Source organism: Microseira sp. BLCC-F43, from assembly GCF_041929235.1.
Taxonomy (GTDB): Bacteria; Cyanobacteriota; Cyanobacteriia; order Cyanobacteriales; family Aerosakkonemataceae; genus Microseira.
Genome location: NZ_JBHFNP010000220.1, coordinates 13369 through 27914, shown reverse-complemented (window position 1 = coordinate 27914; position 14546 = coordinate 13369). Strand labels below are relative to the sequence as shown.

Here is a 14546-nt window from a genome sequence, read left to right as displayed (position 1 = left end):
GTAGGCTCCCTCGATGTAGCCCAGAGAGCTTAAATCTGTTTGCGAGGCAATGTTGAGCTGTTGCGAATTGCGCGCATCGACTATCGTTAAAGTCTGACCTGCCACCTCGTAAATGAACTTGCCGTCGGTTTCCACCAGGTCCGCCTCGTCCACCCCCTGCTCTTGGGTTTTTGTTGAGCTGAACCCGACGGAGTCCGATTCCCCTGTCGCTGAGGTGAGCCGGGCGAAGGACTCAGATGCCGCCGTTGTCCCTGTCACCACTGTGAAGCTATTTGAGTCCGTCGCATCCGCTGTCGCCATCACGTCAGTATGGATCATGGAGTCGAATTTGGACCAAATACCACCTGTCTTCTGACCGAACAAACTCGAGTACTTCGTCAGCGCATCCTCGACCAAGTACGATTTTAATTCTGACTCGGATTTAAATTTCTCAATTGTTGGCGATTGACTGTTTGCAATCATCTTGTTTCTCCTTGGCTTAATCCAGCTAGTTGTATGGACAAAACTCTGGGGAGGTTTTGAGCCAATGTTTCTTAATGAGGACTTACGCAAGGGCGTTGCCAGAAACAAAGGTGAAGAGTCAATCTATAGTTGCTAAACCAACGATTTCTCGGATCGCCCCTTGTTTCTTTGCGTAAGTCCTGTTAATTTTTTGACTAGGCAAGAATCTAGGTTTCATCAGTCTAATTTGATTAGCCCAACCTGTGTTGCCAAAATGCCAGTTCATCTGCAGTTGCCCCTCCAGGGGGGCAACTACAGGTTTTTCCCTTGTTTTTTCTATAATCCAGCCTTGGGCTAGTGAATTTACATGACTACCTTTGCCAGCTGACCTCATCCCCATGTAGTTCAACCTTACCAAATCTTCAAATTCCGGGGGAAAGATGGAAAATTAAGCACCAGAGTTGCCATTTATTCCTTGGGGAATTTTATCGCCGTGCAACTGGGAAATTCCACTAACATTGGCGGAATTTTTTCCGTCAATATTCGCCAGCGCTTTCCTGAAAAAACTGTAGAAATTACCCAAGTGGAAGCAATAACCACTTCACCTCATAATTCTCAATTGAATAATCGGCTTAGTTTTCGCGTATTGCCAATAGAAGCTGTCGTGAATCGCCAAAAAGATTCACTAATTCCCGCCAGCAAGTATCGGGTCCTAAAACGGCAATTAGTTGAGATGAAGCGTCATCTCAACTCTTTAAAGGAAATACGCGCTCTCTAGAAGAATGACTCCTAATATCGAATCCGTTTGCCAAGGAGCTGAATTATTTATCTATCTTCGCTTCCTCTCGCTCAAGCTGTTTGATTACCGGAGGCCGATAATTTTGCTGACCAACAAAAATTATCGGCTTCCAATAAATGGCGACTAAAGTTCAATTTCCCTAACTCTTTTCCAAATGAGCGAACCGTAAGCTAGAGGTTGAATAGACGGAAAATTTCGGTATAATAAATAGTTAGCTGTATTCGCTTTGAGTAAGACGCAGGACTACCTGAATGGCGATCGCAATGCAGACCTGGAATTTCCGATTACGACCTGGAACCACGCACCAGAGTTGAAGCTGAAAGTTCGTTTGACCCAAAGCACCAGTGAGGGCAACAGCAGCACTATTTCTTTTCCAACTTAACTGGAACGCCTAGTTTTGAGCGAAGTGTGATCGTTGCCCATAATACGATCTGAAAATCTGGCACTAATGTGAGTTGGTATTTTTGAGCAATAGTTGCGATAATCAACACCATTTCCATTTCTGCAAAACTCTTACCGATGCAAATGCGCGGACCATTGCCAAAGGGTAAATATACTCCTCTAGGTAACCGCTTTTCTAAATCGTTATCCCAGCGATCGGGATCAAATTTGTCTGGATCTTCAAAGTAACGCGGGTGTCGATGCATTGTCCATGCACTTATTAAAACTGTGCATCCTGCTGGTACTTTGTAACCACCAATTTCGTAATCTTGAATAGCTATACGAGGCATAACTGCTACAGGTGGATAAAGCCGCATTGCCTCCTTAATTATCGATTTGGTATAGCACAAGTATGGTATGTCAGCAACTGAAGGACAGCGATCGCCTAATACCTCGTTTAACTCTGTGAGTAACTTGGTTTGTACTTCTGGGTGTAGCGATAGCAGAATTAAAGTCCAAGACAAAACGACAGCTAGAGCTTCTTGTCCTGCAAACAATAAAGTCACTACTTCGTCTCGCAGTTGCTTATCGCTCATTTGACTATTATTATCTTCATCGCGAACTTGCATCAGCATCGAAAGCAGGTCGCCTGACTCTTCACCGCTTTGCCGTCGCCGCTGGATCAGAGAATAAATATATCGATCCATCTGTTCCAGAATACGCTCGTAACGCAGGTTCTGGGTTGCTAACTGCTGATCGTTAAATCCTTCTTGGTCTTTACTCTCAAACAATCTCGTAGATATTCCTAAAATGTAACCTATATCTTGAGCCTCTTCCTCAGTTAACTCATCGTTGAAGATTACTTTCCATATAATGTCTAAAGTGAGGCGCATCATATCTGGCTGAACGTTACGGATTTCACCATCTTGCCAACGATTGAGCAAGCGTTCAGTATAAGCTACTATAGTTTCACCATAGGTGGTAATGTGCTGATGGTAAAAGACTTGTTGAGTAATGCGTCGTTGATGAAACCAGGATTCTCCCTCCTTCAGAAATATCCCTTCACCAAGTAGCCTTTGCAAGGCAGTACGCACATGCGGACCTCTAACAAACAGAGATCGATCTTTTGCAACTTGCTCGATATAGCTAGGACAGTTGAGTAATAGAACTTGGTTTATACCCACTTGCAGCGGTACAACATCCCCATATTCACGAGAGCATTTGGTTAAAAAAGCCAATTTATCTTCGTTGAGGTTAGCCAGTGTATCAACTACGGATTCTTTCCCAGGTCCAGGTAAATTAAATACCTCTTGATTCATGAGCATAATTGATTAAGTATTCAACAATTCAGCATTTACTGGAGGACAAGCTTTGACATCTGGATATAGACTAGGAAAGATGGTATAATTTCCTTGTTAATAAATCTAAAAACTCGATTTAATTTCGTTGACGGCTTGCACGATTTGACCACCTATTGAAATGTCATGAGCAATTAGAGCAATATGTTCATCAAGAAATTGCTCGTCATCATTCCAGATGTAGGGATAATGGGGTGAAGGAGGTTTTCCAACAACTTCTCGCACAGCCACATACAATTTTTTAGTTTCGGGTGATAAACACTCAGTGGCATTGTAATGACCGGCAACCAAATAGGTTCTTAGATCAACTGCTTGGACTCCAAACATCAATGCCAGCGCCAGATATTGCTGAAAAAGTTCAATCGAACGACGAGCTAAATTTGCTGAATTAAATCCTTGGCTATTAATGTTCTGGTTGAACTGTTCAGCATGAGTCGGAAAGCGATCGACAATTGAGTTTCCATAAAAGGTCAACAGAGGCATGATGGAGTTTCCAGTGATTTGTAGCCCCTTGAGTCCCATATTAACTAGACGCTCAGTATTACCAACTAAAGAAGCTGGGAGTCCATTACTAAATTCTGGTGCTACTAAAAGGGCTATTTGTGTATCAAGGTGTTTAGCTAACAGCCCAATATAGTAGCGCAACTGATCCATCGCCATTCCTACATATTGCCCAAGAAAATTGCCACCGTGATAAATTGCTTCGTTAGCAACATCAATCAATGGGTTATCGGTAACTGAATTAATTTCCACTTCTATTTGGCTATAAATATACTTGATTCCCTCCATAATGGGACCTATATACTGCGGCAAACAACGGAGTGAATAACGATCTTGAATCGGTTGGTTCCCCCGATAGTCATGAGAACCGTCTAATTCATTACGGATTAAGCTCGATCCTTGCAATAATTCCAACATGCAAGAAGCTGCCCAAATCTGACCAACTTGAGGTTTACACTGATGAATAAATGGGTGAAATGACTGATTTGTTCCATTCAAGCCCTGAATCAATAGTGCATGAATACCCATTGTCAATGCCAGCCCTGCTCGTGCATCATATACAGAGTTACTTGCGATTCCTGTCATTACTGAAGTACCGTTCATCATAGCTAGCGCTTCTTTGGGCTGGAGTTGCAATCGTGGTAATCCCAGCCGCTTTAGTGCTGTTAGAGCATCTATCTCTTCACCATTAAAGTCAACTTTATAACTGCTATTGAGTCCAAACAATGCTCCTGTAATATAAGCCAATGGAGTTAAATCACCGCTAGCACCAATACTTCCAAGCTCATAAACGTAGGGAGTGACACCAGCATTTAAAAAAAACGCCATGCGTTGAATCACCTCAAATCGAATACCAGACACTCCTTTCAAGTGAGAGTTAGCCCGCAAAAGTATTGCAGCTCGTACATCTGCTAGAGGTAATCTCTGCCCTGCACCAACCTTATGATATCGAACCAGATTGTTCTGTAATTGACTTGCCAGTTCAGGTGAGATAACAACATTAGCCATTCCACCAAAACCACTGGTTACACCATATATTGGCTGACCAGCTGCCACTGCTTTGTTAATGTAATCGCAGGATGCTTGCACACCTTGCAAAATATCACTTTGATTGGTTATATCTATCTGTACACCGTTGCGAGCGACCTGTGTAACCTGATCTATGGTTAAACAACCACCTAAGCTAACTTTCATCTATTTTCCTCCCCTTGATTCAAACTTTTGTGTGCCAGAATCGGCGTTGCATAAATACGGGATGAATCAATATTTTTGACCCAGACACAAGACTAAATGATTAATTCTTTGCGTTTTGGCGTCAAACAAAGTTCATCCTATCAATTAGCAACGCCGAATAATGAGTCTCTGCAACCTCGTGTATAGAGAATTCTTCAGACTGTTGCTGTGTCGTTTTTAGTATAAGAAATGGCTAGATAGGTGCCCCCTCCGGATACATCAGTTGCTGTCTTTTCTTCCATAGTTTGGCTTCTGCGAGACAGATTTCTTCAATTTGTTGAACCACATCTTGAGAAACACCCAGTTTGGCTGCCATTTTGTGTACCTTTGCCCGTTCCGGGTCACTATATTCTCCATCAGCACTGCAAGCTTTAATTGCATCGTAAACAAGATAACGCCGTGAACCAGTTGCCTCTGGAGCATCACCAATCACCTGCTCGATATCTTCATCAGCTTTGTAAGTTTTGAGTGCCTCCACTAATGAGTCTGGTGCGCCAAAAGCAGATGCAAGCCCAACGACCCAGTCTCTTTCTTCAGGGGCTAATGTACCGTCTCCATTGGCACAAATGAGAACCGACTTCAAGTAACCATGATAAGCTTCAATACTTGGCTGTTTGCCAAAGGTGTATTTTTCTTTAAATAACCACAACAAACCCTCATTTTTAGTAGTTATGCTTACCCTCTAGCAATAGATTAAGGAATGCGTTAACCCCAACAATTATCACATAGGTATGCAAATAAATATATTAAGAAAAATAAATTTTTTATTAAAGTTATTTTAAGATGTCAGGACTTACGCACGACGATCCTATCACCTTTGTTTCTGCGTGGATATTGAGTTTCTCCCGCGACGATTTTTCATAGAAACCCGGTTTCTTTGCGTAATTCCTGGATGTTTAATTTGCTACATATAATAAAGCAAAAACATCGAGCTTTACATTCTGGATTTTAAAATAGAAAATAGAAAAATACCTTTTCAGATTCTGGTTGTAAATCAAACGGTTCCACCCAACGTCGCTTACCATCTCAATTGCGTCTAGAAGCGTAATTTTCCGGTAGTTGTTCTGGAGAGCAGGCAATAATATCTTCCCTATCTGGGCCAACATCTTCCTGAAAGGTAATAGATGCAAACTCATCGATTACGAGTTTGGGATAGGTTGGACCAGCATCGCGATAACGATACATCTCATCTTCATGCTGATTCTGAAAACAGACAGTTAACTGGGGATTTTCCACAATCCATGCGGGGAAGAAGGCTACCCCATGAACCTGACGAGCGTTTAATATAAAGGCAAGACTGACGCAAGTTCCAGTTGGTTCATCCCACGAAATCCGGAAGATATCATCCGACAACCTGACAATATTTGCTTGCTGACTTTTGACCCACCGCCCGCCGACCATCCCACTGTGGATTCGATACTCTATGGTTCTGGCGTTCTTGACATATAGTTCTTACTGCCAGCCATTTTCGTAAGTATAGATGAAATGCTTGCCAACAAATTGAGTTAGTTCTTGCGGCTGAGTTGATTCCAAGTTGCTCGACATTGCTTTGTTCACTTGCTGTACAAAAAATCTCTTGCTTGTTACTGGTTACATCTTTCACGGTCAATCCAGGTTACCAATTATCGCAGAGAAAGTAGTTGCTGTATTTTTATCCCAGGGAATGAGTAGTTTTCTTGACATCACCCAATAATATCATGTCAGTATCAGCAGGGTAGCACGGAAAAACCAAACTATGTAACGCTTCTTTACCGGAAACCGTGCATGAAAGACCCTGGCTTTAGACTTTGTCGTTACTCACATCTCATATCATGTCCGGTCGATTACCCTTAATTAAAATTCTCCGCGTCAGAGCGTCTGGGCGTCCCCGCGTCAGTCCCAACTATGGGTCTTCAAGCGGACATGATATCACAGCGAGCGATCGCATCGGTGTGGTGGCAAATAAGCTGCTCCCCATTTAAATCGAATCAAGCGACGGGACCTCCGGCTCATCTGACAAGAATCTCAGAAAAAGACCAACTATTTCTGTGGAAGAATTACCCGACTATTTTGGGCGATTGGAGCGATCGCCTGACCCAGAAAAATGATCGAAAAAGCTATTGAGATAACGCAAATTGCTAGTTATCTTTTTAGGGCTGAAGACAGGCTAATGGCTAATAGCTAATGGCTAATGGTATAACCGAAAAATATTCCCATAAGCAAGCAATTAGCGATTAGCAATGCGAGCAACCCACGATAGTTATAACTAGCAACTTGAGTTAATATAACTCAAGAGCAACCGGAAGGGCGATCGCACCTCAAGATATTCTCGCTGGTTTCGCTACTGCGGTTCTTCTGTTTCATCCAACTGAGAACCACTATAGTATTTAGCTTCAGAGAGTGCAGCCTTAGCCAGATTCGCTACAACTTCATCAGAGACATCGGATGGTAGTTGACTGCGAATATTTTTGAACAGAGTTACCAGAATTTCAGCATTGCGTTTGGCAATAGATTCTATCCGCTCATCATCTTCTGTACATATGGGAAGAGATGCACGAGCATTATTCGCCTCTTTTGCAGCAGTGGTATGTAGCTCGACGACGGTTTGCCAGTCCAGCCCCAATTGTCCACAAATCTCTATAAAACTCCCAAGGTGAACCGGCTTACCATTAAGAAAGCTTTGAACAGTCGATCTAGCCAAACCCACAGTATCAGCCAAATTCATCTGGCTATAAAAGCGACGACGTAGAGCTTGCTTAACTGTTTCGATATGCTCTGGAGCCACTCTGATTCCTGAAGTTCTTGCCATAGTAGCTAAAGTTAACCGAAATGTTTTCGTATCAAACAAAACAAAACAAGGATCTCTGTATCGCCATTAAACCCAGAACTTACGCAAAACTGTGAACTATTAAAAATCAAGCATAAGTCAGTCATAAGTCAAGCATAACTCAATCAATCACTCAAGCCAAGGACTATAATAATATAATTGGGGACTTATATCTAAAACTATTGACTGGCACGGCGAGTACGTGCTAGGCTGTTTTTTAACAGCGAAGAACCCAGTGTGTTAGTAGGGCACGCTGGGGTCTTCGCTGTAAAAAAACACGTGAATTCGATTTCCGCTGCCTGGTGTCAACAGGAACGGTATTTGTTCAAACTTCCAGCAGCAAAGGACTGCTTCAGTTTGCCATGACAAAATCTGATTATAATCCAACCATTGGTCAAAAGCCAATCCCAACTTGTAGTCAAAGCAAGATGACACAGGCGATGCAATCGGTGAGGCATTTCCAACTATCGTGACTTAAATGGGACGATAAATTGGGAAAATGCCCCAAAAAACCCTTGTAGGTGCGGCAAGCGCGGAATTTACGCCTGGGGACTGTTGGAACCGACTCCCAAAGGTTGAAGCAGGAAGCTTTCCGTCAAAGGGAGCGAAATGCGTCCTTTGAGTAAGTTTTGTCTTGCAGGACAGAGCAATTAATTGCACAGACCTGTAGTGTGGTGGCGTACGCAATACCGCCACAGCATTAGGCATCGTGTCTGTCATATCATGTCCTTAGGCATCGGTAGTGTATGGATAGCTAATTGCTAATTGCTAATTGCTCGCTTGTCAATTGCCTCGAGAGCTGCTCAGTAATGATTGACTGTTTCTTTTTTATTTAACCATTAGCAATTAACTATTAACAATTACACAACCGTTGGGAAGGGACGTGATATCAATCAGAGTTTTGTGTGTCCTAGATTTGACCTTTTTTGTTGACACAAAAACCTTCACTTTCTTCAGCTACTATGGCAAGAACACCGGGAATCAGAGTGGGTAGCGAGCATATCCCAACAGTTAAGCAAGCTGTATATCGTCGCTTTTATCGCCAGCAGGATTTGGCTGAGGCAATAGGACTCAGTCGCTCCACAGTTTACAGCTATCTCAATGGCAGACCAGTTTCTTATCTAAACTTTATCGAAATTAGCGCCAGATTAGAATTGGACTGGCAAGCGATCGCTGTCCTACCTCGACGCTATCAACAACTGCTAAGAGAACCAACAGAGTCTCTGACAGAAGCGGAGAAGAACGGGAATTGTGACATTGAGTATGCCTTAGTCAGAGCTTTCTTGTATAAGGTGTTGACCCACCTGCAAACTTCTCTGGATGAGTTATTGACAGCGACCCAAAAGCGATCTCTCAACTCAGAAATGTCAATCAAACCGGCATCAACCGTTCTAGATCCAGATTAGAGGCAACGTGAGCCAACTTGTTAAGATCGGTTGGCTCATCTAAATAAGGTATAACGCCTAAAACCAGGGTATTTGTCAAAGACCCGATCAGATCGATTGATGCCCAATCAGCTATTTCTTGGTCTGAACAAGGTTTGACACAGTTAAGGACAATACCTTTAAGCTGGACTTTGGACTGACGCGCGAGGGCAACATTCGCAACAGCTTGACCGATGCAACCCAATTGTACCGGCACGACCAACACTGTGGGCAATCCCCAATCCCTGGCTAAATCTGCCACCGTGAGTTCGTGGGTGATGGGAGAACCAAGTCCCCCCAGCGCTTCGACCAAAACAAAATCCCGCTGTTTGTGCAAGCTATCAAACGCCTGCCAAACCTTTCCTAATTCGATTTGGCGTCCTTCTCGTTCCGCTGCTATCGGCGGGGCGAGGGGTGCGCTAAAGTGCAGCGGTGTAATTTCTTGGAGGGATTGATTGAGGGAAAATATTTGACTGTAGAGTTCGCGATCGCCCACTCCAGTCTGAAGCGGTTTCAAAATCCCCAAACTCCGACTCCGACAGTAAATTTGCCAGTACGCCGCCAGCGCTGACGTTAAAACTGTTTTTCCCGCATCCGTATCAGTACCAGCAATCAAAAGTGCATTCATGAGCAATTAGCAATTACAGGACTTACGCGCACCCATCCGGGTTTCTATGAAGCAATTAGCAATTAGCAATTAGCAATTAGCAATTAGCTACTATTTTCGAACATTTACCTCAATCGTAAAATTTGTTGCCTCGGTTGCCGTCACATCAATTTTGTATTCACCGCTCGAATCCACCTTGCCTTCCCATTCTCCCAGCCCAGAGGCATTTTCCACCAATTGACCGTTGGGATGGCGAATATCCAACCTTGCCGCAGAAGCTCCGGTTTGAATTCTCGCGCTCAGTACCTGTCCTGCTTGAGCATAAACCAAGTATCGCTTGATTCTGCTTTGACTCGTTCTACCAGAAATTTGGGCGCTGGCATTACCCGGTGGCAAATCCAGCGGTTCTTCCTCATATTCATTCGTAGCAGGCGGTGCGACCTTAAATTCCTCGCCCGGAAATGGATTTTCACCCAAGGTGGGTGTGGGCGTTGGTGTTGCTGTCGGTGTTGCTGTCGGCGTTGGTGTTGCTGTCGGCGTTGCTGTCGGCGTTGGTGTTTCTGTCGGTGTTGGTGTCGGTTCTGGGTTAGTTAGGCGCAGATTGAGTTTATAGGCGCCCTCTTGAACCCCCCGCACCGTGCGTAGTTGGATCGTATAATTCCCATTATCTGGCAGTACCCCTTCCCAGCGCGTCACTCGTGTAGAACGGTCATCTACAGGTTCTTCCTTTGGTCCCAAAATGGTGAGCAACACCCCTTCTTCTTCCAAAGACGCGCTTAACTGTTGACCTTTCGTGCCATTAATGATATAATTTGCCGTCTCGTTGGCTTTGAGATTTCCTGGGGTAGAAAGACTATCTCCCGGCAACAAGTTGAGGCGTTCCTCAGAGGTGACGGGTTCGGGTTCGGGGGTTGGTGTAGGGGTTTCGATGGGAGTTGGTGTGGGCGTTGAGTCGGTTGGATTATCAAAAACCGTGGGCGTCGGTATCGGCGTCAATATGGTTTTGACCTGAGCTGGATTGTTGAGGATGGTACTGACGATCGCCCAAGAGCCAACTCCCGCCAATATAGCCAAGAACATTCCCACAAAGATAACCAGCAAGGGGCTATCCCAACTCGAGCGTTCTGTAGCTGCGGGAATTACTGGGTTGGGTTGGTTAGAAGGATACTGACTTTGCGCCGTAGGCGCAGCAGTTGCAAAGCGAATTGCAGCGGCACGATTTACCGCTACCGTTTCCATTTGCGAGTATTGGGGAGCAGGGGTTGCTTGCACCTGGGTTGGCGGTATTTTGGACGCCGCTGGGTTGTTGTAGGAAGATTTTAGAGCTATGGCGACTTCGCGGGCGTCCGAGTAGCGATCGCTCGGCTTATAACTCAACATCCGATTCAACACCGCCGTCAATCCGGGGTTGACCGGCGGTATCCATCGATACCAAGTCCAACTCAAACTGGTTTCATCGTATAAATCTTGGGGGTCTTGTCCGGTGAGCAGAACAGCGCAGGTAACGGCTAAAGCGTAGAGGTCGCTGCTGGGGTAAGCGCGTCCGGTTTGAATTTGTTCTGGGGGCGCGTAGCCCATTTTACCCACTGTGGTGACCGTGGGGATTTTTTGGGGGGATTGAAACCGGGTGACGAGTTCTTTGACCACGCCGAAGTCGATCAGGACGGGGAAGCGATCGCTCACGCGCAGTATGATATTGTCCGGTGAAATATCGCGATGAATAATCCCCTTAGCGTGAATGTGGTCTAATACTGGCAACATCTGCTGTAAAAGTTGCAAAACCTCAGCTTCGGAGCATCTTTTTCCCTGTGACTTGCGCTCGGTTAGCAGCGTGCTATAGGTCTTGCCTTCTACATAGTCTTGCACTAAAAACAGGCGTCCATCTTGCTCGATGGTGGCGCGGAACTGGGGAATTTGCGGATGCTGAATTTGATAAAGCGTAGCTGCTTCCCGTTGGAAAAGTTCTTTAGACTTCTCTGGCGTGTAAGCACCCGTTTGCACGGGAATAAATTCCTTGAGCGCGCATCGTTCCTTAAAGCGCCCAGTATCTTCTGCCAGATAGGTTCGACCAAACCCCCCTTGACCCAAAATCTTGAGCAAGCGGTAGCGGTTTTGCACGACGGTGCCAATGGGAAGCGGTGGTTGCATCGCGATCTGATCAGCAGTCACTAACAGGGCGAAAAATCTAAGCTGGCTGCATTTTAGCGCGAACTACCCACCACTAGCTGACCTTTGCTTTCAGGACTTACGCTTGGGCGACCTAGAACCTTTGTTTCTGTGTAGAGGTTTCTTTGCGTAAGTCCTAGCTTTAATAGGTTTGTAAATTCCAAGGCAGATAATCATACCACCAGAGCAGCCAGAATTTATCAAAGATATCGCTATAATTTGTTGCTTGGCACAACGAAGGCCGCGAGCGCGATTGTCGCAAAACTTCTGCCAACATTTAATTTAAAGAAATTTTCTTAAATCTAGCCAAACTGAGATGATAAGATCGCGATGAACATGCTTCGAGGGTCTGTTGTGATCCGTTCTGGCACTTTGACGCTTCAGTCGCCACCACCGGAACTAGCAGCAAACAATCGCCTGCGATTGTTTGCTGGCTCTGCCAATCGTCCGCTGGCTCAGGAAGTTGCTGCTTACCTGGGAATTGAGTTAGGTCCAATCGTACTCAAACAATTTGCGGACGGAGAAATTTACCTTCAAATTCAGGAATCGATCCGGGGTTGCGATGTTTACCTTATACAGCCTACTTGCCGTCCCGTCAACGATCACCTGATGGAATTGATGATCATGATCGATGCCTGCCGTCGGGCATCGGCAAGGCAAATTACGGCTGTCATTCCTTACTACGGCTATGCCCGCGCCGACCGCAAGACGGCTGGGCGAGAATCGATTACAGCCAAGCTGGCGGCGAACCTGATTACCGAATCTGGATCCAATCGCGTACTGGCAATGGATTTGCACTCGGCACAAATTCAAGGCTATTTCGATATTCCCTTCGATCACGTCTACGGTTCTCCCGTACTGCTAGATTATTTGGCAAACAAACAACTCTCTGACATCGTTGTTGTGTCGCCGGATGTAGGCGGCGTGGCGCGAGCTAGAGCGTTTGCCAAAAAGCTTGACGATGCGCCCCTGGCAATTATCGACAAGCGCCGCCAAGCTCATAACGTAGCAGAAGTTTTGAACGTTATTGGCGATGTCGCCGGTAAAACGGCTGTATTGGTAGATGACATGATCGACACGGGCGGCACGATCGCTCAAGGCGCGGCGTTATTGCGAAAAGAAGGCGCCCGTCAGGTTTACGCTTGTGCCACCCATGCGGTTTTCTCGCCCCCAGCAACTGAACGACTATCCAGCGGTGTATTTGAAGAAGTCATCGTAACGAACACGATACCGATTCGGGAAGAAGATCGGTTTGAACAGCTGACAGTGCTTTCAGTGGCTAACGTGCTAGGCGAAGCCATCTGGCGCATTCACGAAGATAGTTCGGTTAGCAGTATGTTTCGTTGACATCCTCCCCCGCCAATTGCTTACGCAATATGGCGGGGGATTCCAAACTTCACAGTCTGGCTTTTCTGCTTCAAAGACTCTTGACGCTTGCATTGCTGCCCCCGTTAGACCGTCTCCACAGACGTTTTGGAACAACGCTTGTCCATCGGCGTTGAGACTTAAAAGCCCTCTCTTTTTCACTACTTGGGCTGCTGCTAGATCTCTATCGGTTCGATATCCACAAACGCAATCATGTACCCTGACGCTTAAATCCTTGGGGGTATGAGTATCACATATGGGGCAAGTTTGAGATGTACCATTGCAATCTACTTTGGCAAAGTACACATCGCGTTTCCAGCATACCCAACTCAAGCTATTTAAAAACTGACCGAAACCAGCATCTAAGGTATGCTTGCATAGCATTACTTTAGACATTGCTTTTAGGTTTAAGTCCTCTGCAAAAATCATTCCTGCTTGATTACAAAGATGATAGCCCAGTTTAAAATGCCAGTCCTTTCTTGAGTTAGAAATATGTTCGTGCAATAGAGCTATTTTTTGGGTGAGGAAAGCGCCAATTCTTACTACCCTTTTTCTGGCGCTTTAACCGTCTTTTTAGCAATTTCAGCTGACTCTGGGTATCAACGAAGAAACGAGGTCTTTTAACCAACTCACCCGACGATGTAGCAACAAAGGAGAGCAATCCGACATCAATCCCTAATGGTTCCCCATGAGGAGAACAGGTACATTAACATCACATTGCAATGAAAGCATTACGTAGTATCCAGATGCACGTTTAACAATACGAGCCTGCTTTAGGGTAAACCCGTCAGGTATTGGACGAGATAAACGCATCTTGACCATGCCGATACTAGGCAGTTTGATCGTATCCCCAACTATATCTTTTTCGTTCATTTGTGGCAATCCAAATGAACGCATCTTTTTCTTAAAACGGGGATGACACAAACGCTGTTTCAAGTTGCTTTAGAACTTGTTGTAACACTTGCGAATGAACTATTTTAAGATGGGCATATTCTTTCTTGGCTGCGGTTAGTGCTTTGCACTGACTAGCATAGGTAGGTCGCTTGGCATCCGGTGGAATTATATATTCCGAAACGATACTACAAGCATTGATATCGCACTTCCTAGAGTGAGCAAAGTCCTTGCGTTCTCTTAATGCAAAATTCCACGCTCGAACAAATACAGATTTCTAACCATTGGTCAAAAGTCTGTATTTGTTCGAGCGTGGGAGCCAGTTTGTACTCGTAGGTTAGTGTTATCATACGAGTACAATATCATACTTTAGAAAATGAGTCTATATTTTCTAAGGATGCTTCGCATTTATTTATTGGTGGGCATTGATGAGGTAGGCGATGCCGGAACCACTTGCGGCATTCAACCCTACCGTCTCGCCGCTTACTGCTTTGCAGTAAGCGCGGGATCCTTCTGCCGACATTCAGGTAATGGGTAATGGGTAATTGGTAATTGGTAATTGGTAATTGGTATT

Annotated in this window: 12 protein-coding genes and 2 pseudogenes; 5 read left to right on the top strand and 9 right to left on the bottom strand. The window is 45.0% G+C overall.

Translation table 11 applies throughout. The features are described from left to right. Positions 1-462: beta-propeller domain-containing protein (locus tag ACE1CM_RS29370; RefSeq protein ID WP_374882391.1), on the bottom strand; the 462-nt coding region annotated here is incomplete at its 3' end. Positions 463-934: 472 nt separating this feature from the next. Here ACE1CM_RS29370 and ACE1CM_RS29365 point away from each other — a divergent pair. Further along, the gene (locus ACE1CM_RS29365; protein ID WP_374882390.1) at positions 935-1219 is read left to right on the top strand and encodes a hypothetical protein; all 285 of its coding nucleotides are present in this window, start codon (positions 935-937) and stop codon (positions 1217-1219) included. Positions 1220-1466: 247 nt separating this feature from the next. Next, positions 1467-1622 (top strand): hypothetical protein, encoded by a 156-nt coding sequence (locus ACE1CM_RS29360; protein ID WP_374882389.1) that lies wholly within the window; start codon positions 1467-1469, stop codon positions 1620-1622. Here the strand turns inward: ACE1CM_RS29360 and ACE1CM_RS29355 are convergent. The 4 genes and pseudogenes from ACE1CM_RS29355 to ACE1CM_RS29340 all read right to left on the bottom strand — a co-directional run. Next, positions 1603-2940: a cytochrome P450 gene (locus ACE1CM_RS29355; protein WP_374882387.1), complete on the bottom strand. Its 1338-nt coding sequence runs from the start codon at positions 2938-2940 to the stop codon at positions 1603-1605. The genes ACE1CM_RS29360 and ACE1CM_RS29355 overlap by 20 nt on opposite strands. Positions 2941-3045: 105 nt before the next feature. Then, positions 3046-4674 (bottom strand): histidine ammonia-lyase, encoded by a 1629-nt coding sequence (gene hutH / locus ACE1CM_RS29350; protein ID WP_374882386.1) that lies wholly within the window; start codon positions 4672-4674, stop codon positions 3046-3048. Positions 4675-4906: 232 nt separating this feature from the next. Continuing rightward, positions 4907-5362, bottom strand: a complete 456-nt coding sequence (locus tag ACE1CM_RS29345) for a hypothetical protein (protein ID WP_374882385.1) — start codon at positions 5360-5362, stop codon at positions 4907-4909. A 377-nt stretch (positions 5363-5739) separates the two neighbouring features. After that, a pseudogene (locus tag ACE1CM_RS29340) lies at positions 5740-6153 on the bottom strand (phenolic acid decarboxylase); the annotation flags it as partial. 371 nt (positions 6154-6524) lie between these two features. On the opposite strand from ACE1CM_RS29340, the gene ACE1CM_RS29335 reads away from it, so the two are divergent. Then, the gene (locus ACE1CM_RS29335) at positions 6525-6674 is read left to right on the top strand and encodes a hypothetical protein (RefSeq protein ID WP_374882384.1); all 150 of its coding nucleotides are present in this window, start codon (positions 6525-6527) and stop codon (positions 6672-6674) included. A 359-nt stretch (positions 6675-7033) separates the two neighbouring features. Here the strand turns inward: ACE1CM_RS29335 and ACE1CM_RS29330 are convergent, their stop codons facing one another. Then, positions 7034-7477 carry a hypothetical protein gene (locus ACE1CM_RS29330; RefSeq protein WP_374882383.1) on the bottom strand — a complete coding sequence of 148 codons (444 nt, stop codon included), beginning with the start codon at positions 7475-7477 and terminating at the stop codon, positions 7034-7036. Between the two features lie 1004 nt (positions 7478-8481). Here ACE1CM_RS29330 and ACE1CM_RS29325 point away from each other — a divergent pair. Next, positions 8482-8925 (top strand): helix-turn-helix domain-containing protein, encoded by a 444-nt coding sequence (locus ACE1CM_RS29325; protein ID WP_374882382.1) that lies wholly within the window; start codon positions 8482-8484, stop codon positions 8923-8925. Here ACE1CM_RS29325 and bioD read toward each other — a convergent pair. Further along, complete coding sequence (gene bioD / locus ACE1CM_RS29320; protein ID WP_374882381.1) at positions 8891-9571, bottom strand: dethiobiotin synthase; 681 nt, start codon at positions 9569-9571, stop codon at positions 8891-8893. The genes ACE1CM_RS29325 and bioD overlap by 35 nt on opposite strands. A 90-nt stretch (positions 9572-9661) precedes the next feature. Then, positions 9662-11698 carry a protein kinase gene (locus ACE1CM_RS29315; protein WP_374882380.1) on the bottom strand — a complete coding sequence of 679 codons (2037 nt, stop codon included), beginning with the start codon at positions 11696-11698 and terminating at the stop codon, positions 9662-9664. A gap of 435 nt (positions 11699-12133) precedes the next feature. Between ACE1CM_RS29315 and ACE1CM_RS29310 the strand changes: the two genes are divergently transcribed. Then, positions 12134-13063 carry a ribose-phosphate pyrophosphokinase gene (locus ACE1CM_RS29310; protein ID WP_374882392.1) on the top strand — a complete coding sequence of 310 codons (930 nt, stop codon included), beginning with the start codon at positions 12134-12136 and terminating at the stop codon, positions 13061-13063. Here the strand turns inward: ACE1CM_RS29310 and ACE1CM_RS29305 are convergent. Continuing rightward, a pseudogene (locus ACE1CM_RS29305) lies at positions 13004-14322 on the bottom strand (RNA-guided endonuclease InsQ/TnpB family protein). The gene ACE1CM_RS29310 and the pseudogene ACE1CM_RS29305 overlap by 60 nt on opposite strands. Positions 14323-14546 lie beyond the last annotated feature (224 nt).

Bases quoted from the DNA above. Each gene is read 5' to 3' on its own strand.
- ACE1CM_RS29355 (WP_374882387.1), bottom strand. From the start codon at position 2,940: ATGAATCAAGAGGTATTTAATTTACCTGGACCTGGGAAAGAATCCGTA.
- bioD (WP_374882381.1), bottom strand. From the start codon at position 9,571: ATGAATGCACTTTTGATTGCTGGTACTGATACGGATGCGGGAAAAACA.
- ACE1CM_RS29315 (WP_374882380.1), bottom strand. From the start codon at position 11,698: ATGCAACCACCGCTTCCCATTGGCACCGTCGTGCAAAACCGCTACCGC.
- ACE1CM_RS29325 (WP_374882382.1), top strand. From the start codon at position 8,482: ATGGCAAGAACACCGGGAATCAGAGTGGGTAGCGAGCATATCCCAACA.
- ACE1CM_RS29335 (WP_374882384.1), top strand. From the start codon at position 6,525: ATGTCCGGTCGATTACCCTTAATTAAAATTCTCCGCGTCAGAGCGTCT.
- hutH (WP_374882386.1), bottom strand. From the start codon at position 4,674: ATGAAAGTTAGCTTAGGTGGTTGTTTAACCATAGATCAGGTTACACAG.